We start from the raw sequence: 26,295 nt of genomic DNA on the forward strand, positions 1-26,295 counted from the left end.
GCACGCATGGCACAGGGCGCCTTCGGGCGCCCTTTTTCATGCGGGCCCGGTCATGCGTGGCCCGAGCGCGGCACGCTCATTCGGCGTCGGGTTGCACGCCGGGCTCGGCGGCCTTGAACCCATCGAGCGTCGACGCATGGTCGACGATCCGCTGGATCGTCGGATAGCGCGTCGTGTCGATCGAGAAGCGGTTCGCGTTGAACACCTGCGGCACGAGGCACACGTCGGCGAGCGTCGGCGTGTCGCCGAAGCACAGCTTGCCGGTGCGCGGATCGCTCGCGAGGCGCGTCTCGAGCGTGTCGAAGCCCGCCTCGATCCAGTGCCGGTACCACGCGTTCTTCGCTTCTTCGGGCACCTGCAGCGTGTGCTTCAGGTACTTCAGCACGCGCAGGTTGTTGAGCGGATGGATTTCGCATGCGATCTGCAGCGCGACCGCGCGCACATACGCGCGATCGACCGGCTGCTTCGGCAGCAGCGCCGGTTCCGGATGGGTTTCCTCGAGATATTCGATGATCGCCAGCGACTGCTGCAGCGTCGCGTCGCCGTCGGTCAGCGTCGGCACGACCGCATCCGGATTCAGCGCGCGATACGCGTCCTTCAGTTGCTCGCCGCCGTCTCGCAGCATGTGCACGGGGACATAGTCGAACGGCAGCTGCTTCAGGTTCAGGGCGATCCGCACGCGGTACGACGCGGAGCTGCGGAAATAGCTGTAAAGCTTCATGGGATGTCTCTCGTAGTCGTATTCGGCCGGCGACGGCACGGGCGCGGCGCAGCCCGCGCGCACCGCCGGGAATCAGAGTGTAGCGCGCCGCGCGGCCTCGCCTGGCGACAGCCGCACCCGTGCGATACTCGGGGCATTCCTCACCGCTCACAGCGCGGCCCGACGCCGGCCGCCCGCCCCACGCCCCGATGACCGCCTCCCACGATCCCGCCGCCGCTCCGTTCCCTTGCGCCCGCTTCATCAAGGAAATCGGGCGCGGCCCGAACGGCGCGCGCGCCCTGTCCGCCGAGGACACGTTCGAGCTCTATCGCGCCATGCTCGACGCGCGCGTGTCGGACGTCGAACTGGGCGCGATCCTGATCGCCTATCGGCTGAAGGGAGAATCCGCCGACGAGCTGGCCGCGATGCTCGCCGCCGCGCAGGCGTCGTTCGAGCCGGTGCACGTGCAGGATGCCGCGTTCCGCCCCGTGTCGATCCCGAGCTACAACGGCGCGCGCAAGCAACCGAACCTCGTGCCGCTGCTCGCGCTGCTGCTCGCGCGCGAAGGCGTGCCGGTGCTCGTGCATGGCGTCGAGCGGGATCCCGGCCGCGTGACGAGCGCGGAGATCTTCTCGGCGTTGTCGATCGCGCCGTCGACGTCGCACGATGCAATCGAGGACATGCTCGCCGAGCGCCGCGTCGCGTTCGCGTCGATCGAGGTGCTCGCGCCGCGCATCGCCCGCCTGCTGTCGATGCGCAGCGTGCTCGGCGTGCGCAACTCGACGCACACGCTCGTGAAGATCCTGCAGCCGTTCGCGCCGGCCGGCCTGCGGCTCGTCAACTACACGCACCCGCCGTACCGCGACAGCCTGGCGCAATTGTTCCGCGACCATCCGGACGCCGCGCTCGGCGGCGCGCTGCTGGCGCGCGGCACCGAGGGCGAAGCCGTTGCCGACACGCGGCGCCAGGTGCAGGTCGACTGGCTGCACGACGGCGTGTGCGACACGCTGATCGAGGCCGAACGCTCGTCGACCGACGCGCCCTCTGTCGCGCTGCCCGAATCGCGCGATGCGGCCACGACGGCCGCGTGGACCGACGCCGTATTGCGCGGCGAAGTGCCGGTGCCCGACACGGTCGCCCGGCAGGTCGCGACGATCGTCCAGATCGCCCGTATCGCACGCTGAAGGCGCGCTCGCGAGCCGGCCCCGATCGCAGGGCATTTGACACGCGAGCGCATCCTGGCATAGAGTTGTCCTCATGCGTTCCTTTCCGAACACCCTCCGAATTACCTCCGGCCGCCTAGCGCGGCCGCTATCGCTACGACTAGCCTAAGGCTGTCGTAGCGCCGTGTGCTGTCCGCACGGTCCCTCCCAGCAGTTCCTCGCAGTACCCCTCTCGTAGTTTTTACAACCCGAAGTCGTCAGCATTCGTCCGTCTATCCGTCGGCCGACTCGCGAAGATCATCCGCATCCGCAGCGCGTCCACGTGCCGCGGAGCGAGGCAGCGCCAACCGTCGCCCATGCCGCCCGTCTTCGCTCGCGACTTGAGACCCGAGGTCCAGAAGATGCAGCGCAATCCGCAAGACAAGTACCGTCCGTTCGAGCCCGTCCGCCTCAATGGCCGCAAATGGCCGTCGCGCACCATCGAGCGCGCGCCCGTCTGGATGAGCACCGACCTGCGCGACGGCAACCAGTCGCTGATCGAGCCGATGAGCATCGAGCAGAAGCTCGAGTTCTTCGAAATGCTGGTCGCGATCGGGTTCAAGGAGATCGAAGTCGGTTTTCCGTCGGCGTCGCAAACCGACTTCGATTTCGTCCGCAAGCTGATCGACGACAAGCGGATTCCCGACGACGTGACGATCGAAGTGCTCGTGCAGGCGCGTGAAGACCTGATCGCCCGCACGTTCGAAGCGCTCGAAGGTGTGCCGCGCGCGATCGTGCACCTGTACAACGCGGTGTGCCCGTCGTTCCGCCGCATCGTGTTCGGGATGTCGAAGGCCGACGTGAAGGCGCTCGCGATCGACGGCACGCGCATCATCAAGGAACACGCCGCCGCGCGCCCCGACACGCAGTGGACCTTCCAGTACTCGCCGGAAACCTTCAGCATGACCGAGCTGACGTTCGCGCGCGAGATCTGCGACGCGGTCGCCCAAACCTGGCGGCCGACCCGCGATCACAAGATGATCGTCAACCTGCCGGCCACCGTCGAGGCCGCCAGCCCGAACGTGTTCGCCGACCAGATCGAGTGGATGGACCGCAACCTCGCGTACCGCGACAGCATCGTGTTGTCCGTGCATCCGCACAACGATCGCGGTACCGCGGTCGCGGCGGCCGAACTCGCGTTGCTCGCGGGCGCCGACCGCATCGAGGGCTGCCTGTTCGGCAACGGCGAACGCACCGGCAACGTCGATCTCGTCACGCTCGCGCTGAATCTCTACACGCAGGGCATCGATCCGGGCCTCGATTTCTCCGACATCGACGCGGTGCGCCGCGTCGTCGAACGCTGCAACCAGATTCCGGTGCATCCGCGCCACCCGTACGCGGGCGACCTCGTGTTCACCGCGTTCTCGGGCTCGCACCAGGACGCGATCCGCAAGGGCTTCGCGCAACAGCGCCCCGACGCGGCCTGGGAAGTGCCGTACCTGCCGATCGACCCGGCCGACCTCGGCCGCAGCTATGACGCGGTGATCCGCGTGAACAGCCAGTCCGGCAAGGGCGGCGCGACGTTCCTGCTCGAACGCGGGATGGGCTTCACGCCGACGCGCCGCGTGCAGATCGAATTCAGCCGTGCGGTGCAGACGCTCGCCGACGCGTCCGGCGAGGAAGTGACGGGCGATGCGATCTGCGCGCTGTTCGCGCGCGAATTCTTCGACACCGACGGGCCGGCCGCGCGACACGGCAACGGCGCGCGCTGGCAGAACCGCGAGATCGCGGCAGCGCCCGCGGCAGATACCCCGCCCGACGAGGCCGTGCGACATTTGGCCGCGGAATTCGCGGCGGCCGCCGGCGCGGCGATCAACGTCGCGTCGTGCGAACACACCCGCACGACGGACGGACGGATCGCGGTATCGGTCGGCTGCCGGGTCGGCGATGCGCCGCTGCGGCACGGCGTCGGCCTGCATGCCGATGCGTCGAGCGCCGCGCTCGACGCGGTCGTCAGCGCGATCAACCGCTCGGCCTGGCACTGCGCGGATCGCCGCGCGGCGGCCTGAGCGCCCGGTTCCGTTTCAGGGTTCAAACGTCAGCGAGCGGGGCGTGACCGCCCGTGCGCCGCGCGATCCGCGCCGCACGAGGCAGTAAAAAGCGGCCCAGAAGGCCGCTTCGGTCGGGACATGAAAAGGAGCGCCACGCGCGCTCATGTCTCGGTCGCGCACCGCGTCGCCTGCCACGCGAACAGGCTCCAGCGGCCCTGCTCGTGGGTATGGACCGAGGTATAGGCAATCGGGAAGACCAGGCCGCCGTTGTTCGTTTCCATCTCGATCAACGCGCGCCCGGTGACGACGCAGGTTTCATCGCCGACGGGCAGCACGTCCTGCGACTGGATTTCGATCTGGCGATAGCGGCGGCGGCCGGCGACGATGGCGTCGATGAACTGCTGCTTGGTTTCGCGTTTGCCGTTGGTGTGCACGAAGAACACCTTGTCCGACAAAAGCGTGTCGAGCGCCTCGCCGTCCCCGTCCACCATCGCCCGGAACCGATCGCGCTCGAGCGCGCGGATCGCATCGACCACCTTCGCCATCGCCTGACTCCTCGGCAACGCGCACGCCGTGCGCGGGCGTGCGGATCAGAAGTTGTACTGCAAGTAGAACTGGTGGAAATTTATACCAGGATTCGGCTCTTTGATACCCGCGTTAGACACATGTTCAAAACGGTAGCCGACCTGATACTGTTGCCGTTGGCCGAACTGCACGCCCACCCCCGCCGTCGGCGCGAACTGGAACGCGGTGCCCATCGAGAAGCGATCCGAGATCGTCGGGTGCGTCAGCAGCCTGACGCCGCCGCCGGCCTCGATGAACGGGCGGACCTCCCCGGCGCTCTTGATGAAGCGGAACATCGGCGTCACGCCGAATTCGCCGATGTTGCCGTGGACGTTCCCGCCCGTGTGCCAGTAGCCGGCATGCCCTTCCACGACGAACGCGAAGTGCCAGCCGCCGATTTCCCACCAGTTCCAGCCCGGATCCCACACCACGCCGAGGTCGGCCTTGTCGACCCCGCGGCGATCCGAAAAACCGCCGCCCGCCTGGATCCCCCATCGATCCGCGCATGCCGCGCCCGATCCGCCCAGAAGGGACGCCGCCAGCATCGCGTGCAGCGCAAGCCGGCTGCGGGGCCGGCGATTCTTCTTATTGTTCATCTGTCACTCCAACTTTGGGGGTTGAATGGAGCCAGCCGCTTCGGCCGGCTCGAGCGAACTGAATGGTATGGTAAAGGACTTTTCGGATCGGCATCACAAAGCGAAATGGCTTGCTTCCAAAACGACAAAAATTGAAATCGTCTACCGATTCCCATCAGAAACAACGGCTTACGGAACTTCGCTCCGCGCTCCCTGTCGCAGAATAGACTATCGACTCGACTTACTCGATAGAAAAACGGGAACTCCGATGCCCACGCTTGCTCTAAGGAATTAGCACTCGGTTTCCGGGAGTGCTAAGATGGCTCCCGGAATCTCATCCGAGACCGGGGGTTTGTCCCTGATTCCAAAGGAGTTTTTAGTGAGCAACGCCCTGACCCTCCCGAACACCCTGAGCCCGACGCCGGCCAAGGCCGCATCGGCAGGCTCGCTGGCGCTCGCAGCCCAATCGATGTTGCCGGGCCAGCTCGGCAACATCGACGCGTATATCCAGGCCGTCAATCGCATTCCGCTGCTGACGGTCGAAGAGGAACGCCAGTACGCGACCGAATTCCGCGAAAGCAACAACCTCGACTCGGCACGCCGCCTGGTGCTGTCGCACCTGCGGCTCGTCGTGTCGATCTCGCGCAACTACCTCGGCTACGGCCTCCCGCACGGCGACCTGATCCAGGAAGGCAACATCGGCCTGATGAAGGCGGTGAAGCGCTTCGACCCGGCGCAAAACGTGCGCCTGGTGTCGTACGCGATCCACTGGATCAAGGCCGAGATCCACGAGTACATCCTGCGCAACTGGCGCACGGTGAAGGTCGCGACGACCAAGGCGCAGCGCAAGCTGTTCTTCAACCTGCGCAGCCACAAGAAGGGCCTGCAGGCGATGACGCCCGAGGAAATCGACGGCCTCGCGAAGGAACTCAACGTCAAGCGCGAAGACGTTACCGAAATGGAAACGCGCCTGTCGGGCGGCGACATCGCGCTCGAAGGGCAGGTCGAGGACGGCGAGGAATCGTACGCGCCGATCGCCTACCTGGCCGACTCGCACAACGAACCGACCGCCGTGCTGGCCGCGCGTCAGCGCGACACGCTGCAGACGGACGGCATCGCGCAGGCACTCGGCGCACTCGACGCGCGCAGCCGCCGCATCATCGAGGCACGCTGGCTGCACGTCGACGACGACGGCTCGGGCGGCTCGACGCTGCACGATCTCGCTGCCGAGTTCGGTGTGTCGGCGGAACGCATCCGCCAGATCGAAGCGAGCGCGATGAAAAAGATGCGCACTGCCCTCGCCGAATACGCGTAAATCGCTGCGAATTAGAGCGCTTCATCAAAAACCGCTGCCCGACCGGCAGCGGTTTTTTTTCGCCCGTCATTTCCGCTGCTTCTCATTCGCTTCTTCGTACGTTTTTCGGCCCGTTTCAGTGCGGATTAATTGACCTGATTCGTCAGGTAATAGGCCGTTTGCGGGCCCCTTCCGCATAACCTTGATCTGCCTCAAGTTTCGGCCCGTGTTTCGCGACGGTCTGCCGCAGCGCAGCACTCGGCATCGGAAAGCCGTCATTTTAAAATTGGCATGTCAGGCGCAAAAGGATTAAAACAGCTTCACGGCCGTCATAAATCCGACGTAAAGTCGCCCCAAATCGCACCTAAATCGATTCAGGATAATCACCTTGATCTCGATCAATAAAGAGCCTGCGCCGCCTCCGCCGCGGCCGGCCGGAACGATCGGCTGGCGCGCGTGCATTGCCGCGTGGGCACGCGGCCCGACCCTCGCCCGCGACATCACCCTGGTGCTGATCGTCAAGCTGATCCTCCTGATGTCGCTCAAATACGCATTCTTCAATCATCCGCAGGCCGAGCACATGTCGTTGCCGCCTGCCGCCGTCGCCGAGAAGCTGCTCTCGGTACCGGCGCCTGCATCCACCGAGGGAGACCACCATGATAAGTAGCGAAGTCGTCGATCTGTCACGTCTGCAGTTCGGCATCACGGCGCTCTACCACTTCCTGTTCGTGCCGCTGACGCTCGGCCTGTCCTGGCTGCTCGTCATCATGGAAGCCGTATACGTGATGACCGGCAAGCAGGTCTACAAGGACATGACCCAGTTCTGGGGCAAGCTGTTCGGGATCAACTTTGCGATGGGCGTGACGACCGGCATCACGCTCGAATTCCAGTTCGGCACGAACTGGTCGTACTACTCGCACTATGTCGGCGACATCTTCGGCGTGCCGCTCGCGGTCGAAGGCCTGATGGCGTTCTTCCTCGAATCGACCTTCGTCGGCCTGTTCTTCTTCGGCTGGAACCGCCTGTCGAAGGTCAAGCACCTGATGGTCACGTTCCTCGTCGCGCTGGGCTCGAACCTGTCCGCGCTGTGGATCCTGGTGGCGAACGGCTGGATGAACAACCCGGTCGGCGCCGAGTTCAACTACCAGACGATGCGCATGGAGTTGACGAGCCTGTTCGACGTGCTGTTCAACCCGGTCGCGCAGGTGAAGTTCGTGCACACCGTGTCGGCCGGCTACGTGACGGCTGCGATGTTCGTGCTCGGCATCTCGTCCTGGTACCTGCTGCGGAAGCGCGACGTCGACTTCGCGCTGCGCTCGTTCGCAGTGGCGGCCGGTTTCGGCCTCGCGGCCACGCTCTGCGTGATCGTGCTCGGCGACGAGTCGGGCTACACGACGGGCGAAGTGCAGAAGATGAAGCTCGCCGCGATCGAATCGGAATGGGAAACGCAACCGGCACCGGCATCGTTCACGCTGATCGGGATCCCGAACCAGAAGGAAGAACGCACGGACTACGCGATCAAGATCCCGTACGCGCTCGGCCTGATCGCGACGCGCTCGATCGACGAGCCGGTGATCGGCCTGCGCGAGCTCGCGAAGCACAGCGAGGAACACATCCAGAGCGGGATGGTCGCGTATGGCGCCTTGCAGAAGATCAAGGAAGGCGACAAGAGCGACGCGACCCGCGCGCTGTTCGACCAGCACAAGCAGTATCTCGGCTACGGACTGATGCTCAAGCAGTTCACGCCGAACGTGATCGATGCGACGCCGGAGCAGATCAAGGCCGCCGCGAAGAAGACGATCCCGCCGGTCGCGCCCGTGTTCTTCTCGTTCCGGATCATGGTGTTCCTCGGCTTCCTGTTCCTCGCGACCTTCGTCGCCGCGTTCTGGTTCTGCGCGCGCCGGCAACTGCTGCAGGACAACCGCCGCTGGTTCCTGCGCTATGCGGTGTGGGCGATCCCGCTGCCGTGGCTCGCCGCGGAATTCGGCTGGGTCGTTGCCGAGCTCGGCCGCCAGCCGTGGACGATCGCGGGCATCCTGCCGACGCATCTGTCGGCGTCCAGCCTGACGGCAACGGACCTGTACCTGAGCCTCGCCGGTTTCATCGCGTTCTACACCGCGCTGTTCGTCATCGAGATCAAGCTGATGTTCAAGTACGCACGCCTCGGCCCGTCGTCGCTGCATACCGGCCGCTATCACCACGAACTCGCCGCCACCGGCGAGCGGGCCGCGGTTTGAGCACGCTGTCGCAACCGAACAAGGAATCGCTATGGACTATGCAACTCTCAAGCTGATCTGGTGGCTGCTCGTCGGCGTACTGCTGATCGGCTTCGCCGTCACCGACGGCTTCGACATGGGCGCGACCGCGCTGCTGCCGTTCCTCGGCAAGACCGACGAGGAACGCCGCATCATCGTCAACACGGTCGGCGCGACGTGGGAAGGCAACCAGGTGTGGCTGATCACGGCCGGCGGCGCGATGTTCGCGGCCTGGCCGCTCGTCTACGCCGCGTCGTTCTCCGGCTTCTACTTCGCGATGCTGCTCGTGCTGTTCGCGTTGTTCTTCCGGCCGGTGGGCTTCGACTACCGCAGCAAGCGGCCGGACCCGCGCTGGCGCGCGGGCTGGGACTGGGGCCTGTTCGTCGGCGGCTTCGTGCCGGCGCTGGTGTTCGGCGTCGCGTTCGGCAACCTGCTGCAAGGCGTGCCGTTCAAGTTCGACAGCGACCTGCGCGTGACCTACTACGGCGGCTTCTGGGCGCTGCTGAACCCGTTCGCGCTGCTGTGCGGGCTCGTCAGCCTCACGATGCTCGTCGCGCACGGCGCCGCCTTCATCAAGATGAAGACGGAAGGCGTGATCGCGCGCCGCGCGTCGGTCGCACTGCGCGTAGCGTCGTTCCTCGCGGTCGTGCTGTTCGTGCTGGCCGGCGTGCTGATCGCGTCGTATATCGGCGGCTTCCACATCACGCACGCCGCACCGACCGACACCGTCGCGAACCCGCTGCTCAAGGACGTCGCAGCCGGCTCGGGCCTGTGGCTCGCGAACTACGGCGAGTATCCGTGGATGATCGCGGCGCCCGTCGTCGCGATCGCCGGCGGCCTGCTCGCGCTGCTGCTCGCCGGCTCGAAGCAGGAAAAAACGGCGTTCTTCTGCACGGGCCTGATGATCACGGGCGTGATCCTCACCGCCGGCTTCTCGATGTTCCCGTTCATCATGCCGTCGTCGCTCGACCCGCGCAGCAGCCTGACCGTATGGGATTCGACGTCGAGCCACATGACGCTGCAGGTGATGCTGTTCGCGGTGATCGTGTTCCTGCCGATCATCCTGCTCTACACGAGCTGGGTGTACCGCGTGATGCGCGGCAAGGTCACGCGCGAGGTGCTCGAAGAGAACAAGCATTCGATGTATTGATGCTTTGAACCGGGCCGGGGCGCGCACGTGCCCCCGCCCACCGTTTCGCAAGGAGTCGGATCATGTGGTATTTCAGCTGGATTCTCGGTATCGGCGTCGCGCTGTCGTTCGGCATCGTCAATGCGATGTGGCTCGAAGCGCGGCAGAAGACGCAGGAAGCACGCGTTCGCCACGACTGACGCGCGCGGCCGATCGCGCCGCCGCCGTCCCGAAGGAACCTCGCCTCGCGCGAGGTTTTTTTTCGCCCGGGGCCGGCCGGACAGGTCCGTCACACCGATGCCAATTTAGCGCCAGATTGATACCACTTGAATACCAATAAAAGGTTTCATAAGATCTTTGGACACGGCCGCTGACAGGCCGAATCCTTCCGGGTGGGGGAGACATGCGAATCCCGTATGGGGCGCGCGACTGCGCGCCGTCTCGTCGTCTGCACGCGGCGGCCGGTTGTGCGTCGTCGGCAAGCGCGACCGCTTTCGACCGTGCAGGTCGCGCACGCGCCTTGGCCCATGGGCACGTCGTCACGGCATCAACATCAGCAGCCGCCGCTGCCGTGCGCCGCCGATGAAGACGCGCATCCGCCCGCGCCGATCCGACCGGCACGCCTGCCCGCCACCCGTTCCGTAACGCACGCGCCCGCGTGCCGACACCGCGCGGGCAGCCGCATCGCCCGCGCACCCTGTTGTCCCCGCAGCTCCGTTGCAAGCCCCGTTCGCAGCGACGTCATCCCGTGACGCCGCTACGCCCCCTTTTGTCTCAGGAGTCCGCATGAACCGAACCTTGTCCACCCTGTTTGCCGGCCTGCTGATCGCGGCACTGTCGCCGGTCGCGCTCGGCGCGCTGCCGGCGTCGAGCGCGGCGGTCGCGACGGCCGGCACCGTCCGTCCACCCGTGCCGCCGGCCGATCTCGCGGCGCTGCTGTCGAACGGCCTCGCGCTGCGCGTCGCCGTCGACAACAATCACGCGGCCGCGGCCGGCGTGCCGTGCGCCGATCTCGGCGCCGACGGCGCGGCCTGCGCGACCGGCCGCCTGATCCTGCAGAACCGCGGCCATCAGGCGATCGCCGACGGCGGCTGGAAGCTCTACCTGCACAGCATCCGCCGCCTGCTGCGGATCGACCGCCCCGGCTTCGCGCTGCGGCGGCTCACCGGCGACCTGTACGAACTGACGCCGCAACCGGGCTCGGTGCGGCTGGCACCGGGCGAGCGCATCGAGCTGCCGTTCGTCGCCGAATACTGGCTGCTGCGGTACAGCGACGTGATCCCGCGCCCGTACGTGGTCGTCGATGGCGCGCCGGCCGCCGTGCTCCGCTACAACGACACCGACGACGAGCTGCGCTACGTCGAATCGCTGCCGGCCGACGCGCAGAACAACTCGACCGGCAATGCGCCGCCCGTCGCCGCGCGGCCCGACGCGAGCCGCGCGCTGCCGAGCGTGAAGCGCGAGCAGCCGCTGCCCGGCACACTCGACCTGCGCGGCGTCGAGCTCGCGCTGCCGAACCTGCCCGACGCGCAGGTCGCGGCACTGCGCGAACGCGCAAGCACACTCGGGCTCGACGGTGCACGCGTGCCGGTATGGGGTGTGGTCGCGCCGCGCCGACTGCCGGCCGACATCGCAACGCCGGGCGGTTACCGGCTCGCGATCGGGCCGCGCGGTGCGTTCATCGAAGCGTACGATCGCGCCGGTCTCTACTACGGCGTGCAGACGCTCTACTCCCTCGCGCCCGTTGGCGGCGGCCCGATTCCGGCGATGCTCGTCGAGGATGCACCGCGCTTCACGCATCGCGGGATGCACGTCGATCTCGCGCGCAACTTCAAGCATCCGGCGACGCTGCGCCGCCTGATCGACCAGATGAGCGCGTACAAGCTCAATCGCCTGCACCTGCATCTGTCCGACGACGAGGGCTGGCGCATCGAGATTCCCGGCCTGCCCGAACTCACCGAGATCGGAGGACGCCGCTGCCACGACCCGAGCGAGACGCGCTGCCTGCTGCCGCAGCTCGGCTCCGGCCCGGACAACCGCTCCGGCGGCGGCTACCTGACGCGCGACGACTACGTGTCGCTGGTGCGCTACGCGGCCGCGCATTTCGTCGAGATCATCCCGGAGATCGACATGCCCGCGCATGCGCGCGCGGCCGTCGTGACGATGGAGGCACGTTACAAGCGGCTGCATGCGGCCGGCCGCGAGCAGGAAGCGAACGCATACCGGCTGCTCGATCCGCAGGACACGTCGAACCTGACGACGGTGCAGTTCTACGACCGGCGCAGCGACCTGAACCCGTGCGTGCCGGGCGCGCTCAATTTCGCGTCGAAGGTGATCCGCGAGATCGCGGCGATGCATGCGGACGCGCAGGCGCCGCTTCACACCTGGCACTACGGCGGCGACGAGGCGAAGAACATCTTCCTCGGCGGGGGCTCCAGCCGCTGAACGGCACCGCCCCGAACAAGGGACGCATCGACCTCGCCGCGCAGGACAAGCCGTGGGCGCGTTCGCCCGCGTGCACGGCGCTGCTCCAGCGCGGCGAGATCAAGTCGATCGACGAGCTGCCGACGCGTTTCGCGCAACAGGTGAGCGCGGCGGTCAACGCGAACGGGATCGACACGATGGCCGCGTGGCAGGACGGCATCAAGCATGCGAACGGGCCGCAGGACTTCAGCACGCGCCACGTGATGGTGTCGCTGTGGGACACGATCTTCTGGGGCGCCTCGGACAGCGCACGCGACCTGAGCGGCAAGGGCTACCTGACGGTGCTCGCGCTGCCCGACTACCTGTACTTCGACTTCCCGTACACGCTCAACCCGCGCGAGCGCGGCTACTACTGGGGCTCGCACGCGACGGACGAGTACAAGGTGTTCTCGCTCGCACCGGAGAACCTGCCGCAGAACGCCGAAGTGATGGGCGACCGCGACGGCAACACGTTCGAGGTGACGGGCACGGGCCCCGCGCCGCGCATCGAAGGCATGCAGGGGCAGGCGTGGGGCGAGGTGATGCGCAACGACACCTTCCTCGAATACATGGCCTATCCGCGGCTGCTCGCGCTCGCCGAGCGCGCATGGCACCGGGCCGACTGGGAGCTGTCGTATGCGGCCGGCGTGCGCTTCAAGCGCGGCGACACGCATCACGTCGACATCGCCGCGCTGCAGCGCGACTGGGCAGGTTTCGCGACGCTGCTCACGCAACGCGAATTGCCGAAGCTCGACCGGGCCGGCGTCGGCTACCGGAAGCCGACCTTCACGCTGACGAATCCGTGACCGGCTGAGCGGTTGCATGGCTGCGCGACGGCGCGACGCAGGCGAACGCGTCACGCCGTCGCCCGCACCAAGGAAAAACGGCTTGCGACGCATCGCAAGCCGTTTTCGTTTTGCCGGCCGGCCCGAACCCGCAGCGCGGATCAGGACGGCTTCATCGCATCCGCATCAGGCCGGTTGAGCAGCCGCCCCGCTGCCCGACGGCGGCAGGCGCGCACCGAGCTGTTCGGCATAGCGTGCGGCCGCGTTGCCGCAGACGATGTGGAACGTGTCGAGCGACACCCACGCGACGTCGAGCGCACCGAGACGATCGCGATCGACCGCCGACGGATCGCGCACGACCACACGCAGGCGCGTGGTCGCGACCGCATCGAGCGATACGACGTTGGTCGCACCGCCGAACACCGCGAGCCAGCGCGTCGGCTCCGGATCGAGCGGGCCGGCGGCCGCGCCCGTGACGGGCTGTGCGACAGCGGCCGTCGCCGTCGATGCCGCCCCTGCCGCGCCGCTGCCGATCGCGGCACGCATCTCGTCTGCAATGATGTCGGCCTCGGGCCCGATGATCACCTGCACGCTGTTGCCGCCGCGCTTGAGCACGCCGCGCGCGCCGATCGACTTCAGCTCCGGCTCCGACACCTTCTCCGGATCGACGACGGTCAGGCGCAGGCGCGTCGTGCACGCGTCGACGACCGACAGGTTGCCTGCGCCGCCGAGCGCGGCGATGTAGCGTTGCGCACGCGGCGCGGCAGCCGTAGCCGCGGCACCGGCCGCCGGTGCGACGAAGCCGCCCGATGCGTACGATTGCTCGGCCGCATCGGCCGATGCCGGCTCACGGCCCGGCGTGGCCATGTTGAACTTGCGGATGAAGAAACGGAACAGCCCGTAGTACGCGGCGCCGTACGCGATGCCGAGCGGGATCGCGATCCAGCCCTTCGTCGACAGCCCGTAGTTCAGCACGTAGTCGATCGCGCCGGCCGAGAACGTGAAGCCGAGCTTCACGCCGAGGATCTGGCAGATCGCGAGCGACAGCCCCGTCAGCACCGCGTGGATCACGTACAGCACCGGTGCGAGGAACATGAAGCTGAATTCGATCGGCTCGGTCACGCCGGTCAGGAACGACGTGAGCGCCATCGAGAACAGCAGGCCGCCCACCATCGCGCGGCGTTCCTTCGGCGCTTCGTGCAGCATCGCGAGACACGCGGCCGGCAGGCCGAACATCATGATCGGGAAGAAGCCGGCCATGAAAGTGCCCGCGGTCGGGTCGCCCGCGAAGAAGCGGTGCAGGTCGCCGTGCACGATCTCGCCGCCGGCGGGCGGCGTGAAGTTGCCGAACACGAACCACGCGAGCGAGTTGATGATGTGGTGCAGGCCCGTGACGAGCAGCAGGCGGTTCAGGAAGCCGAACACGAACGCGCCGATCGCGCCCGCCGTCGTCAGCCACTGGCCGGCCGCGTCGATCGCATGCTGGATCGGCTGCCAGACGTACCCGAACGCGATGCCGAGTATCACGCAGACCAGCCCCGTGATGATCGGCACGAACCGTTTGCCGCCGAAGAACGCAAGGTAGTCCGGCAGCTTGATGTCTTTATAACGGTTGTACAGCAGGCCCGCGACCACACCCGCGATGATCCCGGACAGCACGCCCATGTTCAGCTTGGGATCGATGTCCTTCATGATCGCGGTTTCGATCAGGTAGCCGATCGCGCCCGCGAGCGCTGCCACGCCGTTGTTGTCCTTCGCGAAACCGACCGCCACGCCGATCGCGAACAGCAGCGGCAGGTTGTCGAAGATCGCACCGCCGGCGTCGGCGATCATCTTGATGTTGAACACGTCCGGCTGGCCGAGCCGCAGCAGGATGCCGGCAACCGGCAGCACCGCGATCGGCAGCATCAGCGCCCGGCCCAGGCCCTGTATTTTCAGAAACGGATTCCCGTTCATTCAGTCCTCCAATCCTTGTCTCGTCATTAATCGTCGTTGACCTAATTGCTTTCGTCTTGAAACCGGTCGCGAACCTGCCGTCGACGCTCAGTCGAGCGGCCAGACCTCGCGGCTTGCTGCCCTTACCGCCTGTGCCGAATCGAGCGCGAGCAGATCCTGCGCGCGCTGACGGCACAACTGGTAATCGAGACGGCGCACACGCGCCTTGATGCCCGGCACCGATACGGGGTCGACCGACAGTTCGGTCACGCCGAGACCCACCAGGATCGGCACCGCGAGCGGATCGCCGCCGAGCGCGCCGCACACGCCCACCCACTTGCCGTGCTTCGCGGCGCCGCGCACCGCGATGTCGATCAGGCGCAGCACGGCCGGATGCAGGCCGTCGGACTGCGCAGCGAGATCGGCCTGGCAGCGGCCCATCGCGAGCGTGTACTGCGTCAGGTCGTTGGTGCCGATCGACAGGAAATCCGCGTGCTGCGCGAGCTGGTCGGCCAGCAGCGCGGCCGACGGCACCTCGATCATCACGCCGACCTCGATCGGCTCGGTGCGGCCCTGCGCACGCGCGAATTCGTCGATGCGCTTGCGCAGCCGTACGAGCTCGCCCGCGTCGGTCACCATCGGCAGCAGGATGCGCACCGCGCCGAACGGCTTCACCGCGAGCAGGCCCTGCAACTGATCGTCGAGCAGATCGGGGCGCACCTGCGCGAGACGGATGCCGCGCAGGCCGAGCGCCGGGTTCGGTTCGGGCGGCAGCGTCAGGTAGTCGACTTCCTTGTCGGCGCCGACGTCGAGGGTGCGGATGATCGCCGTGCGGCCCTGCAATGCGTCGACGATCGACTGGTAGCTCTGCTGGTGTTCGACCGCCGTCGGTGCGGCCTGGCGATGGATGAACATCAGTTCGGTGCGCAGCAGGCCGACTGCGTCGGCGCCGTTGTCGACCGCGGTGTTCGCGTCGTCGAGCGTCGCGATGTTCGCGGCGACCTCGATCGCGCGACCGTCGACCGTCGCAGCCGCTTCACCCGCCAGTTGCCGGTTCGCCTCGCGCACGCCGTCCAGACGCTGGCGCTCGTGCCGCGCGCGCTCGACGTCGAGCGCGGTCGGTGCGTGTTCGAGCCGGCCCGCGCTCGCATCGACGACGACCTGCGTGCCGTCCGGAATCGCGTACAGCGCATCGCCGACCGCAACCAGCGCCGGGATGCCGAGCTGCCGCGCGATGATCGCCGCGTGCGAAGTCGCACCGCCGCGCGCCATCACGAGCGCGGTCACGCGCTGGCGATCGAGCGACGACAGGTCGGACGGCGTGAATTCCTCGGCTGCGAGCACCGCTTCGTCGGGCAGCACACGCGCGGCGCCGTTCGTATGGCCGAGCGCACGCTGCACGCGCTTCTCGATGTCGCGCAGGTCGGCCGCGCGTTCGGCGAGCAGTGCATCGTCGAGCTTCGACAGCGTATCGATCTGCGTGCGGATCGTCGCGCGCCATGCGAAGCCTGCGCTCTTGCCGAGGCTGATCAGGTCGCGCGCCGCGTCGATCAGCGTCGGGTCCTCGAGCAGCACACGGTGCACCGCGAAGATGCCCGCTTCGCCGACCGCGCCGCGCGCCGATGCGTTGCGCACGGTTTCGGCGAGTTCGGCGTCGACCGCCTTCAGCGCCTGGTCGAGCTGGCGGCTTTCCGTGGCCGGCGTGCCGGCGGCCTGCTCGGGCGGCACGATTTCCGCATCGTCGAGACGCACCAGCGTGCCGACCGCGATGCCGGGCGCCGCGCACACGCCTGCGAGCGTGTTGGGTTCGACAGGGGCACCGACGTTGCGTGCGACCGTCTGCGGCGCGGGCGACTTCAGCCGCGCCGGTTGCTCCTCGACTTCGCCGTGCGCTTCGCGCAGCAGCTCGTGCTCGACCGCATCGACGGCCTGCTGTGCATGGGCGCCGCGACCAACGAGCTCGACCGTCGCGCCTTCGCCGGCGCCGAGGCCGAGCAGGCCGACGACGCTCGCGATCGACGCCTTGCGGCCGTCGAACAGCACGTCGACGGTCGCGTCGAACCCGCGCACGGCTTCGCGCGCCCGCGCGGCCGGCCGCGCATGCAGGCCGCCCGGTTGCGCCAGCACGATTTCACGGCGCACTTCGTTCTGCGCCGCGGCGCCGGTTTGCGCCGCCTGCACGGCCGCTTCGCCCTTGCCGCGCAGCACGAGCAGCGGCGTCTTGCCGGCCGTCGCGAAGCCGCTGGCACGATCGACGACCTCGAACGCATCCGAGTTGGCGATCGCGACCACCGACACGAGCGAATGCGCGCTGCGCGCCACCGCGTCCTGGTCGAACTCGATCAGCAGCGTGCCCGCCTCGACACGCGCGCCCGCCTCGACGTGCGCGATGAAACCCTGTCCGTTCAGCTCGACGGTATCGATGCCGATGTGCAGCAGCACTTCCGCGCCCTGCGGCGTCGTGATCGTCACCGCGTGGCCCGTGCGCGCGAGATGCGACACGACGCCCGCGCACGGTGCGACGAGCTGGCCCGCGAGCGGGTCGACACCGATGCCGTCGCCGAACATCCCGCCGGAGAACACCGGATCGGGCACGTCGGCCAGCGCGACGATCGGCCCCGTCAACGGGGAAAGCAGGACGATCTGATCGTGGGTGGGGCTCTTCAACTGGGACTCCTCGGCGCGTCTCATCGGCGGTCTCGGCTATCAGTGCGTTTCGGTGACTTTGTTCAGGTGGCGCGGCGTGTCGGGATTGCGGCCGCGCGCAACGGCGAGATCCGCCGCCATCACGTAGAACGAAAGAATGGCGGCGATCGGGTCGAGCGCCGAATGGGCAGACTGCGCAAGCGGCAGCGTCGCGCCGGGTATGCCGGCGGGCGCCGCGAGCAGCACGGCGGCGCCGCGGGCGCGCATGTCTGCGGCAAGCTGCAGCAGGCCGGCCTGCTCGGGCCCCGGCGGAGCGAACACGAGCAGCGGATAGTCGCGGTCGATCAGCTCCATCGGGCCGTGACGGACTTCGGCGCTCGAGAACGCCTCGGCCTGGATGCCGGACGTCTCCTTCAGCTTCAGCGCGGCTTCCTGCGCGATCGCGAGGCCCAGGCCGCGGCCGATCACGATCATCCGTTCGACACCCGCGAGCGCGGCCACCGCCTGCGACCAGTCGAGCCGGCCGGCCTGCGCGAGCACGTCGGGCAGGCCGCGCAGTGCGGTCGTCAGCGCGGCGTCGCGCTGCCAGTACGCGACGATCTGCGCGGACAGCGACAGCATCGCGATATAGCTCTTCGTCGCGGCGACCGACAGTTCGGGGCCGGCAAGCAGCGGCAACTGGTGCTCGCACGCGTCGGCGAGCGGCGACGGCAGCACGTTCACCGCGGCGACGGTGCGCGCGCCGGCTTCGCGCAGCGCGGCCATCGTATTGACGAGATCGGGGCTCTTGCCCGACTGGGAGAAGGCGATCGCGAGCTGGTCCTGCACCTTCAGCGGCGCCTGCTGCAGCGTCGCGACCGACATCGGCAGCGATGCGACCGGCACGCCGAGGCGGCTCATCGTCAGGCTCGCGAAATAGCTCGCGGCGTGATCCGAGCTGCCGCGTGCGACCGTCAGCGCGACGGCCGGCGGGTGGTCGAGCAATTGGCCGGCGAGCGCTTCGACGCGCGTGGTGTCGGCGAGCTGCGCAGCGACGACCTGGGCGGACTCGCGCGCTTCCTTAAGCATATTCGACAATCGATTCTCCTTCGACGTAGGTCGCGGTGAGGTTCAGGTCGCGGTCGAACACCGCGAGGTCGGCCCATGCGCCGCGCTCGAGGCGGCCGCGATCGGCGACGCCGAGGTAGTCGGCCGCGTAGCGCGACATCCGGTTCGACACGTCGGCGATCGGCAGGCCGAGCGACACGAGGTTGCGCAGCGCCTGGTCCATCGTCAGCGTGCTGCCGGCGAGCGTGCCGTCGGCGAGGCGCACGCCGCCGAGGCACTTCGTCACGTGCTGGCTGCCGAGCCGGTATTCGCCGTCGGGCATGCCGGTTGCGGACGTGCTGTCGGTCACGACGTACAGGCGCGGGATCGCGCGCAGCGCAGCACGAATCGCGCCCGGGTGGACGTGCAGCAGGTCGGGGATGATTTCCGCGTATTCGGCATGAGCAAGCGCCGCGCCCACGAGGCCCGGGTTGCGGTGATGCAGCGGCGACATCGCGTTGAACAGGTGCGTGAAACCGCACGCGCCGTGCTTGAGCGCGGCCACCGCGTCGTCGTAGGTCGCGAGCGAATGGCCGAGTTGCACGCGCACGCCGCGCGCGGCCATCTCGCCGATGATCTCGATGTGGCCGGCAATTTCCGGCGCGAGCGTGACGACGCGAATCGGTGCGATCGACAGGTACTTCAGCACTTCGTCGAGCACGGCCGACACGGCCGCGTCGGGTTGCGCGCCGAGCTTGCCGGGGTTGATGTACGGGCCCTCGAGGTGCACGCCGAGCACGCGGGCGCCTCCCGGCGTGCGGGTGCGCGCGACGGTGCCGAGGTTCGCGACGACCTGCATCAGTTCGTCGCGCGGCGCGGTCATCGTCGTCGCGAGCAGGCTCGTCGTGCCGAATTGCGCGTGCGTGCGGGCGATCGTCTCGATCGCGTCGCCGCCTTCCATCACGTCGGCGCCGCCACCGCCGTGCACGTGCAGGTCGATGAAGCCGGGCAGGATGTAGGGCGCGTCGTTCGTCGCGGGATCGACGGGCTTGCCGTCGAGGGTCGTGATGCGGCCGTTCTCGCTATCGAGCGAACCGTGAATCCAGCCGTCGGGGGTAAGGATGTTTCCAGTCAGCATGACGTTCTCTTGATGATCTGGTGACGCGGGCATCCGCGTCGTGATTTGCAAATCCGTGTCGTTGCTTCACGCGTGTCGCGCGCGGGCAGTCTCGCGCGTCAGCGTTTCAGTTCGGCGACGAAGTCGTAGTAATCGTCGCGGCAATACGTTTCGCTCACTTCGATCGCGCGCTGGTCGGCGCCGTAGCCGATCCGCGTGATCACCAGCAGTGCCGAACCCGGCTTCACCGCCATCCATTTCGCGATCGCGTGCGTTGCGTTCGCCGCGCGAAAGTGCTGCAGCGCGCGCACGACGGTCATGCCGCGCGCTTCGAGGTATTCGTACAGCGACGCACCGAGCGCCTGCGGATCGGGCACCACCGCGGCCGGCAGCGTCGAGTGCTCGACGGCCATCACGATGCCGTCCGCGCGGCGCAGCCGTTCGAGCCGCGCCACCGTCGCACCGGGCGCGAGGCCGAGCCGCGTGATCTCGTCGCGGTTTGCGGCACGCAGCGTCCGCGACAGCCACACCGAATCGGGCACGAAGCCGCGCTGCTGCATCTTCGCGGTGAAGCCGACGAGACGCGACAGCGGATCGGCGACACGCGGCGTGATGAAGCTGCCCGCCCCGCGCGCCCGCTTGATCAGCCCCTGCTCGACCAGCAGCGCGAGTGCGCGACGGGCCGTGATCCGCGACACGCCGACCGACACCGACAGCAGCCGCTCCGACGGCAGCGCCTCGCCGGCCCGCCACGCGCCGGCGTGGATCGCGCTCGCCAGGTTGCGGGCGAGCTGCAGATAAAGCGGCGTGTCGCTGAGGGGATCGGGCGCCAGTTCGGACCAGCCGGTTTCCATGTGCCTCCGGGTGTCGGACGACGATCCACGATCGTCGAAAGTGAACGCATTATATAACCACAATAATACCAGTCAACGAACTGGTATTAGCTATGCCGAAATCGCCGGAAGCCTTGCCCGGCAAGCGTTTTAGTCCTCATAAACCCTTTGTTTACAACGAAGTACGGGGTAGGGATTTACCCGGATTGGTATGCAAGGGGACAGTTCCGGTACGCGGTTCGTCCGGGTTTTAGGCGGGAATATGAGACCTGGATAGAACCAGTTGAGCCGACTGGTATGCACGGATGGCGAGACACCACGCGTTCGGCAGCGCGCCGGTTGCGTCAGTGGAACTCGCGGCTCGACGTGCGCAGGCCGCCGAGCAGCGGCGTCAGATCCTCGAAGTGCTGCACGACGAGATGCCTCACGTCGCTCGCGACCTGCCACACGCCGGACGCGGCAAGCAGCCGCGAATCGAGGGTTTCGCGGCGCTGCCGCGCGAGCAGCTCGGGCCGGACGATCAGGTTCACGCAGCCCGTTTCGTCCTCGAGCGTCATGAACATCACGCCTTTCGCGGTGCCCGGCATCTGCCGTGCGGTCACGAGCCCGCACGCACGCGCGAGCCGGCCGTCGGGGCGGTCGTGCAATTCGGCCGCGGACGACAGCCGCCGCGCGCGCAGCTCGGGCCGCAGCAGCGCGACGGGGTGGCGGTTCAGCGTGAGGCCGGTGGTGTGGTAATCGGCGAGGATGTCGTCGGCTTCCGACGGCGCGCCGAGTGCGGGCTGCTCGGGTTCGTCGATCGGCGCGGTCGCGAGCAGGTCGCGTTCGGGGGCGGCGGCAACCGCTTGCCATAGCGCATCGCGGCGATGGCCGGCGAGCGTCGCAAGCGCATTCGCGGCGGCGAGCGCTTCGAGATCGCGGCGTTCGAGTTGCGCGCGACGCGCGAGGGTGTCGACGTTGTCGAACGGGCCGGCCGCCGTGCGGGCGGCTTCGATGCGGCGTGCGGCGGCTTCGCCGAGGCCGCGCACGAGCGACAGGCCGAGCCGCACGGCCGGCTGGCCGTGCGGAGGCGGCTGGTCGGGCAGCGCTTCGAGCGATGCTTCCCAGTTGCTTTGCGTCACGTCGATCGGCAGCACCCGCACGCCGTGCCGCTTCGCATCCTGCACGAGCTGCGACGGCGGGTAGAAACCCATCGGCTGGCTGTTCAGCAGCGCGGCGAGGAAGATCGCCGGTTCGTGGCATTTGAGCCAGCTGCTGGCGTACGCGAGTTTCGCGAAGCTTGCTGCGTGGCTTTCGGGGAAACCGTAATCGCCGAAGCCCTTGATCTGTTCGAAGATCTGTTCGGCGAAGTCGGGTGGATAGTCGCGCTCGCGCATCCCGTCGACGATCTTGCTGTGATATTTCTCGAGATTGCCCTTGCGCTTCCACGCGGCCATCGCGCGGCGCAGTTCATCAGCCTCGCCGGGCGTGAAGCCTGCCGCGATCATCGCGATCTGCATCACCTGTTCCTGAAAGATCGGCACGCCGTACGTACGTTCAAGTGCAGGCTTCAGGTCCTCCTTCGGATAACTGACCTTTTCGAGTCCCTGGCGGCGTTTCAGATAGGGGTGCACGGCCCCGCCCTGGATCGGCCCCGGCCGCACGATCGCAACCTCGATCACCAGATCGTAGTAAGTCTTCGGACGCAGGCGCGGCAGCATCGACATCTGCGCGCGCGATTCGATCTGGAACACGCCGACCGTGTCGGCACGGCAGATCATGTCGTAGGTCGCCTTATCATCCTGCGGAATGTGCTTCAGCGTGAACGGCTCGCCACCCGGCTCCGGCGGCCCGCGCCACGCGGTGCGCATGTCGAATGCGCGATGCAGCGCCGACAGCATGCCGAGTGCGAGCACGTCGACCTTCATCAACCCGAGTGCTTCGAGATCGTCCTTGTCCCACTGGATCACGCGCCGCCCGTCCATTGCCGCGTTCTCGACCGGCACGAGCCGCGTGAGCTTGCCGCGGCTGATCACGAAGCCGCCCGAGTGCTGCGACAGGTGGCGCGGGAAGTTGAGCAAGCGGGCGGCGAGTTCGGCCCAGGTGCGGATCAGCGGCGTTTGCGGGTCGAGCCCGGTCGACGAGAATTGCTGCAGCAGGTCGCGGCTGCCGTCGAACCAGCGATGCCCCTTTGCGACGCGATCGACCAGCATCGGATCGACACCGAGCGCCTTGCCGGTTTCGCGCAGCACGCCGCGCGGGCGATACGTCGATACGGCGGCCGCGAGCGCGGCGCGATCCTTGCCGTATTTTTTGTAGATATGCTGGATCACTTCCTCGCGTCGCTGGTGCTCGAAGTCGACGTCGATATCGGGCGGCTCACCACGCTCCGCGCTGATGAAGCGCTCGAACAGCATCGTGCTCTGGTCGGGATCGACCTCGGTGATGCCGAGGCAATAGCAGACGACCGAGTTCGCGGCCGAGCCGCGGCCCTGGCACAGGATGTTCTGGCTGCGCGCGTATTTGACGATGTCGTAGACGGTCAGGAAGAACGGCTCGTATTTCAGCTTCGCGATCAGGTCGAGTTCATGGCGGATCTGCTTTTCGACCTTCTCGGGAACACCCTGCGGATAACGATCGGCCGCGCCCGCCATGGTTTCCTGTTCCAGGTAGCTCGTCGGCGTATGCTCCTCGGGCACGATCTCGTCGGGATACTCATAGCGCAACGAATCGAGCTCGAAATCGCACGCATCGAGCATCGCGCACGTCTCCTCGATCTCGTCCGCCGAAAACAACTTCGCGATCCGCCCGCGCGTACGCAGATGCTGCTCTGCATTCGGCGCAAGCGCGTACCCGCATTCGGAGACGGGCATCCCGACGCGAATCGCCGTCATCACGTCCTGCAGCGGCTTGCACGAGCGCACGTGCATCGTCACGTCGCCGAGCGCGACGATCCGCACGCGTCGCCGCTCACCGGCCTCGCGAATCTCCTCGCGCTGTGGGCCGTCCAGCGCCCGCTGCAACTGCACGAGCCCGAGCCGCGCACGCTCGCCGAACGTTGCGCGAAACCACGCGACCTGCGCATCGAGTACATCAGCACGCACCGGATACGCGGGCACGAGAATCGCGAAGCAGTCGGGCATCCCGCGCAGGTGTGCGAATGCTTCGGGCGGCCTCGACAGCATTCGCGACGTCAGCGTGTAAGTGCCCTTCGGCGAGGCCATCCGCCGCCACGAAATCAGCTCGGAAAGATTGCCGTAGCCCTCGCGATTCTGCGCGAGCAGCACGAGCCCGAACGCACCAGGGCCGGGATCCTGGCCGGGCGCGACTTCGTCCGGCGTGATGTCGAAATACGAACCGATGACGAGCGGCAGCCCTTTCGCCTTCGCAGCGATGTGCATGCGCGGCGCGCCGGCGAGCGAACATTCGTCGGTGATCGCGATGCCGCGATAGCCGAGCTCGACCGCGCGCTCGACCAGTTCCTCCGCATGCGACGCGCCATGCAGGAACGAAAAGTTCGAACGGCAGAACAACTCCGCGTAATCGGGCAGCCCGCTGAAATCCGCCATCATCGTCGTTCACCCGAACAGGCCGTGCAGGAACCAGTGCGGATTCGCCTGGCTGCTCGTCCGCTCCCTGAACACCCAATAGCACGCGCCCTCTTCGTCCTGCGCGACGTGGTAATCGCGCGCGACGAGCTGACCGTCGAACCACCCCGCTTCGATCCGCTCGGGTGACGACATCATCCTGAGCGGCGTACGGAATACCGGCCGCTCCCCGCGCATCAGCAGCGGCAGCGGTTCGGCCAGCAACCACGCGGGACGCGGCGGCACGGCCGGCAGCCCGCCGGCCGGCTTGCCCGCTTGCGCATCGAGCGGCAGCCAGCGGTTCGCGGCCTCGGGCCGGTGATCAGCGACGGGCGCCGCACGCAATACGTTGTCCGTGCCCAGCCGCGCGGCCAGCAGCTCGATGAGCCGCGCACGCGTCTCCTTCGTGCCGCCCGGCTCGGGGAAAAGATCGTCTGCCGGCGGCGCGACCGACTCGACGCGCGTGGCCTTCAGACGCACCGCGATCACCGCGGCCGGCAGCTCGACGCGCGCGAGCCGCTCGCCGAGCAACCGCATGAAATGCGCCTCGTCACGCACCGGCGACGCGAACGCCAGTTCGAGCGGCGTCGGCGGTACGGCCTGGCGACCGCGCTCGTGTTCGAGATCGAACGTCATCGCAGCCAGCGACAGTTGCCGCGCGGCCAGCCAGCCGCACAGCTGCACGACGAGCCGCCGCGCAACGAACAACACGGCTTCGGCGTATTCGACGCGCTCCTGCAATTCGAGCCGCACGTCGAACACCGGCGGCACCGCCATCCATGCAAGCGGCTCGACCGCGTCGCCATACGCACGATCGAGCGCGGCCAGCAGCGCGGGACCGCAGCGGCGCTGCAACCCCGCGCGCGGCAGCCCGCGCAGATCGGCGAGCGTGCGGCAACCGAGGCCGTCGAACCAGCCCGCATACGGACGCGCGTCGGGCAGCAGCACGCAGGGCAGCCTGTCGAGCACACGGACAAGCGAGGCCGGGCTCGCGACACGGCGCCGGATGCGCGCACGAGCCGACACGCGCGCGAGCAGCCACGCGCCGCCCCCGGTCGGCGCGGCGGACAGGCGTGCCGCATAGCCGAGCGCCGCGAGCGTCGCACGTACTGGCGGCACAGCGACGGTAACCCGCCGAACAGGCGCAGGCTCGGGCCGACGTCGACGAGCAGCGTGGCTTCGTCGCCGAGCGCGACGCACGGCGAGAAGCGCAGCAACGCGAGCGCGACCGCGCGCAGCGCATCGGCCTCGCGCGCGGGATCGCGTTCGACGAGTTGCGTGTGCGGCGCGAGCGTGAGCACGCCGCCGCGCTTCATGCCCGCGCGCACGCCCTGCCGGCGCGCGGCCGCGTCGGCGATCAGCACGACACCCTGCTCGAGCACCGCACAGCCTGCGCCGCCAGCCTCGCCCGCCTCACCGTCAGACGGAAGCGCGACGCACACGTCGAGCGGCAGGCGCGGCAGATGGATGCCGAGCAAGACGCGCATAGCGGCTCTCCACGATGGGCGACGGCAGGTCGAGCACGAGCGGCTCGCTGCGGGCGGGGCCACGCCGCTTGACGATGTCGAGCGACACGCCGCCCGGCACCGGGTACAGCGCGACGCGCAGCACGGCCGGCGATGGTTGCCGCTCGGCCGACAGCGGGCGCAGCATCACGAACAGCGTGTCGCCCGTGCGCGCGGCCGCGAGATGCAGGCGCCGCAGCGCATCGGGCCGCGCGTCCTGCCACAGCAGCAGCGCGCCGCAACAACCGGTCTTGAGTGCCTGCTCGGCAGCCCACAACGCATCGGTGTGGCTGCCGGCACGCAGCCACTAGCAGCGCGTCGGACGGCACGCCGAGACTGGCGAGCGCAGTCGCATGCGGCGACTGCGGCGGCGCGACGAGCGCGAGTGGCCGCCGGGCGCTGACGGTGCGCGCGAGCGCGGGCGCGAGCAGCCGCATCTCGCCGCAGCCCGGCTGCGCGGCCAGCAGTTCAACGAGCCCGCCGACCGGCCAGCCGCCGCCCGGCAACTCGGCCGACAGCGGCGCGAAGCCGGTCTCGATCGTGCGCGGACCGCCGCGCGCGAGCTGCGAGCCGCGCCACAGCGTTATTCCCCCCGACTCCGAATACATATTTCTGTCGAGCGCAGCATCGAGGGAGCGCGCCCGTTCCTCGGGCGTGCGTAACTGCTGTGCGGCTAAGACAGGCCGACCCACGATCTGGCTCCAGGAGT

16 protein-coding genes and 3 pseudogenes are annotated in these 26,295 nt (G+C 67.9%); 8 read left to right on the plus strand and 11 right to left on the minus strand.

The genetic code is table 11. The annotated features are described in order from the left end of the window. Positions 1 to 76: 76 nt before the first annotated feature. Positions 77 to 721 (minus strand): maleylacetoacetate isomerase, encoded by a 645-nt coding sequence (gene maiA, locus LXE91_RS03045; protein WP_039346506.1) that lies wholly within the window; start codon positions 719 to 721, stop codon positions 77 to 79. Positions 722 to 909: 188 nt separating this feature from the next. Between maiA and ybiB the strand changes: the two genes are divergently transcribed. Both ybiB and leuA read left to right on the plus strand, forming a co-directional pair. Continuing rightward, positions 910 to 1,884 carry a DNA-binding protein YbiB gene (gene ybiB / locus LXE91_RS03050; protein ID WP_039346089.1) on the plus strand — a complete coding sequence of 325 codons (975 nt, stop codon included), beginning with the start codon at positions 910 to 912 and terminating at the stop codon, positions 1,882 to 1,884. A 380-nt stretch (positions 1,885 to 2,264) separates the two neighbouring features. Continuing rightward, positions 2,265 to 3,911: a 2-isopropylmalate synthase gene (gene leuA / locus LXE91_RS03055; RefSeq protein WP_039346090.1), complete on the plus strand. Its 1,647-nt coding sequence runs from the start codon at positions 2,265 to 2,267 to the stop codon at positions 3,909 to 3,911. Positions 3,912 to 4,054: 143 nt separating this feature from the next. On the opposite strand, the gene LXE91_RS03060 is transcribed toward leuA, so the two are convergent. After that, entirely contained in the window at positions 4,055 to 4,438 is a 384-nt protein-coding gene (locus LXE91_RS03060; RefSeq protein WP_039346091.1) for a nuclear transport factor 2 family protein, read from the minus strand. A gap of 45 nt (positions 4,439 to 4,483) precedes the next feature. Then, entirely contained in the window at positions 4,484 to 5,053 is a 570-nt protein-coding gene (locus tag LXE91_RS03065) for an acyloxyacyl hydrolase (RefSeq protein ID WP_039346092.1), read from the minus strand. A 358-nt stretch (positions 5,054 to 5,411) separates the two neighbouring features. Between LXE91_RS03065 and rpoH the strand changes: the two genes are divergently transcribed. The 6 genes and pseudogenes from rpoH (at position 5,412) to LXE91_RS03095 (ending at position 12,979) form a co-directional block, all read left to right on the plus strand. Continuing rightward, positions 5,412 to 6,347, plus strand: coding sequence for an RNA polymerase sigma factor RpoH (gene rpoH, locus LXE91_RS03070; RefSeq protein WP_039346096.1), 936 nt, complete (start codon positions 5,412 to 5,414; stop codon positions 6,345 to 6,347). A 367-nt stretch (positions 6,348 to 6,714) separates the two neighbouring features. After that, positions 6,715 to 6,993 carry a cytochrome oxidase putative small subunit CydP gene (gene cydP, locus LXE91_RS03075; RefSeq protein ID WP_039346097.1) on the plus strand — a complete coding sequence of 93 codons (279 nt, stop codon included), beginning with the start codon at positions 6,715 to 6,717 and terminating at the stop codon, positions 6,991 to 6,993. Beyond that, positions 6,983 to 8,563, plus strand: a complete 1,581-nt coding sequence (locus tag LXE91_RS03080) for a cytochrome ubiquinol oxidase subunit I (RefSeq protein ID WP_039346098.1) — start codon at positions 6,983 to 6,985, stop codon at positions 8,561 to 8,563. Before cydP ends, LXE91_RS03080 begins: the two co-directional genes overlap by 11 nt. A 31-nt stretch (positions 8,564 to 8,594) precedes the next feature. Then, complete coding sequence (gene cydB, locus LXE91_RS03085) at positions 8,595 to 9,731, plus strand: cytochrome d ubiquinol oxidase subunit II (protein WP_039346099.1); 1,137 nt, start codon at positions 8,595 to 8,597, stop codon at positions 9,729 to 9,731. Between the two features lie 62 nt (positions 9,732 to 9,793). After that, the gene (gene cydX / locus LXE91_RS03090; protein WP_011353251.1) at positions 9,794 to 9,910 is read left to right on the plus strand and encodes a cytochrome bd-I oxidase subunit CydX; all 117 of its coding nucleotides are present in this window, start codon (positions 9,794 to 9,796) and stop codon (positions 9,908 to 9,910) included. Between the two features lie 586 nt (positions 9,911 to 10,496). Then, positions 10,497 to 12,979: pseudogene (locus tag LXE91_RS03095) on the plus strand (family 20 glycosylhydrolase). Positions 12,980 to 13,144: 165 nt separating this feature from the next. On the opposite strand, the gene nagE reads toward LXE91_RS03095, so the two are convergent. The 8 genes and pseudogenes from nagE to imuA all read right to left on the minus strand — a co-directional run bounded on the left by nagE (position 13,145) and on the right by imuA (position 26,194). After that, entirely contained in the window at positions 13,145 to 14,914 is a 1,770-nt protein-coding gene (gene nagE / locus LXE91_RS03100; protein ID WP_039346116.1) for an N-acetylglucosamine-specific PTS transporter subunit IIBC, read from the minus strand. 87 nt (positions 14,915 to 15,001) lie between these two features. Then, entirely contained in the window at positions 15,002 to 17,584 is a 2,583-nt protein-coding gene (gene ptsP, locus LXE91_RS03105; protein ID WP_046543584.1) for a phosphoenolpyruvate--protein phosphotransferase, read from the minus strand. Between the two features lie 15 nt (positions 17,585 to 17,599). Further along, complete coding sequence (locus LXE91_RS03110) at positions 17,600 to 18,607, minus strand: SIS domain-containing protein (protein ID WP_039346120.1); 1,008 nt, start codon at positions 18,605 to 18,607, stop codon at positions 17,600 to 17,602. Beyond that, on the minus strand, positions 18,600 to 19,703 hold the full coding sequence (gene nagA, locus LXE91_RS03115; RefSeq protein ID WP_039346122.1) for an N-acetylglucosamine-6-phosphate deacetylase: 1,104 nt from the start codon (positions 19,701 to 19,703) through the stop codon (positions 18,600 to 18,602). Before nagA ends, LXE91_RS03110 begins: the two co-directional genes overlap by 8 nt. A gap of 98 nt (positions 19,704 to 19,801) precedes the next feature. Continuing rightward, positions 19,802 to 20,536 carry a GntR family transcriptional regulator gene (locus LXE91_RS03120; protein ID WP_039346124.1) on the minus strand — a complete coding sequence of 245 codons (735 nt, stop codon included), beginning with the start codon at positions 20,534 to 20,536 and terminating at the stop codon, positions 19,802 to 19,804. A 323-nt stretch (positions 20,537 to 20,859) separates the two neighbouring features. Then, positions 20,860 to 24,066 carry an error-prone DNA polymerase gene (locus LXE91_RS03125; RefSeq protein ID WP_039346127.1) on the minus strand — a complete coding sequence of 1,069 codons (3,207 nt, stop codon included), beginning with the start codon at positions 24,064 to 24,066 and terminating at the stop codon, positions 20,860 to 20,862. A 6-nt stretch (positions 24,067 to 24,072) separates the two neighbouring features. Further along, positions 24,073 to 25,568 (minus strand): annotated as a pseudogene (locus tag LXE91_RS03130) (Y-family DNA polymerase). Continuing rightward, a pseudogene (gene imuA / locus LXE91_RS03135) lies at positions 25,501 to 26,194 on the minus strand (translesion DNA synthesis-associated protein ImuA). The pseudogenes LXE91_RS03130 and imuA overlap by 68 nt, the downstream one beginning before the upstream one ends. Positions 26,195 to 26,295 lie beyond the last annotated feature (101 nt).

This window comes from Burkholderia contaminans (assembly GCF_029633825.1).
Lineage (GTDB): Bacteria > Pseudomonadota > Gammaproteobacteria > Burkholderiales > Burkholderiaceae > Burkholderia > Burkholderia contaminans.

Bases quoted from the DNA above. Each gene is read 5' to 3' on its own strand.
- ybiB (WP_039346089.1), top strand. From the start codon at position 910: ATGACCGCCTCCCACGATCCCGCCGCCGCTCCGTTCCCTTGCGCCCGC.
- cydX (WP_011353251.1), top strand. From the start codon at position 9,794: ATGTGGTATTTCAGCTGGATTCTCGGTATCGGCGTCGCGCTGTCGTTC.
- cydB (WP_039346099.1), top strand. From the start codon at position 8,595: ATGGACTATGCAACTCTCAAGCTGATCTGGTGGCTGCTCGTCGGCGTA.
- nagA (WP_039346122.1), bottom strand. From the start codon at position 19,703: ATGCTGACTGGAAACATCCTTACCCCCGACGGCTGGATTCACGGTTCG.
- maiA (WP_039346506.1), bottom strand. From the start codon at position 721: ATGAAGCTTTACAGCTATTTCCGCAGCTCCGCGTCGTACCGCGTGCGG.
- LXE91_RS03120 (WP_039346124.1), bottom strand. From the start codon at position 20,536: ATGGAAACCGGCTGGTCCGAACTGGCGCCCGATCCCCTCAGCGACACG.
- LXE91_RS03060 (WP_039346091.1), bottom strand. From the start codon at position 4,438: ATGGCGAAGGTGGTCGATGCGATCCGCGCGCTCGAGCGCGATCGGTTC.
- leuA (WP_039346090.1), top strand. From the start codon at position 2,265: ATGCAGCGCAATCCGCAAGACAAGTACCGTCCGTTCGAGCCCGTCCGC.
- nagE (WP_039346116.1), bottom strand. From the start codon at position 14,914: ATGAACGGGAATCCGTTTCTGAAAATACAGGGCCTGGGCCGGGCGCTG.
- LXE91_RS03125 (WP_039346127.1), bottom strand. From the start codon at position 24,066: ATGATGGCGGATTTCAGCGGGCTGCCCGATTACGCGGAGTTGTTCTGC.
- LXE91_RS03080 (WP_039346098.1), top strand. From the start codon at position 6,983: ATGATAAGTAGCGAAGTCGTCGATCTGTCACGTCTGCAGTTCGGCATC.
- LXE91_RS03110 (WP_039346120.1), bottom strand. From the start codon at position 18,607: ATGCTTAAGGAAGCGCGCGAGTCCGCCCAGGTCGTCGCTGCGCAGCTC.
- LXE91_RS03065 (WP_039346092.1), bottom strand. From the start codon at position 5,053: ATGAACAATAAGAAGAATCGCCGGCCCCGCAGCCGGCTTGCGCTGCAC.
- ptsP (WP_046543584.1), bottom strand. From the start codon at position 17,584: ATGAGACGCGCCGAGGAGTCCCAGTTGAAGAGCCCCACCCACGATCAG.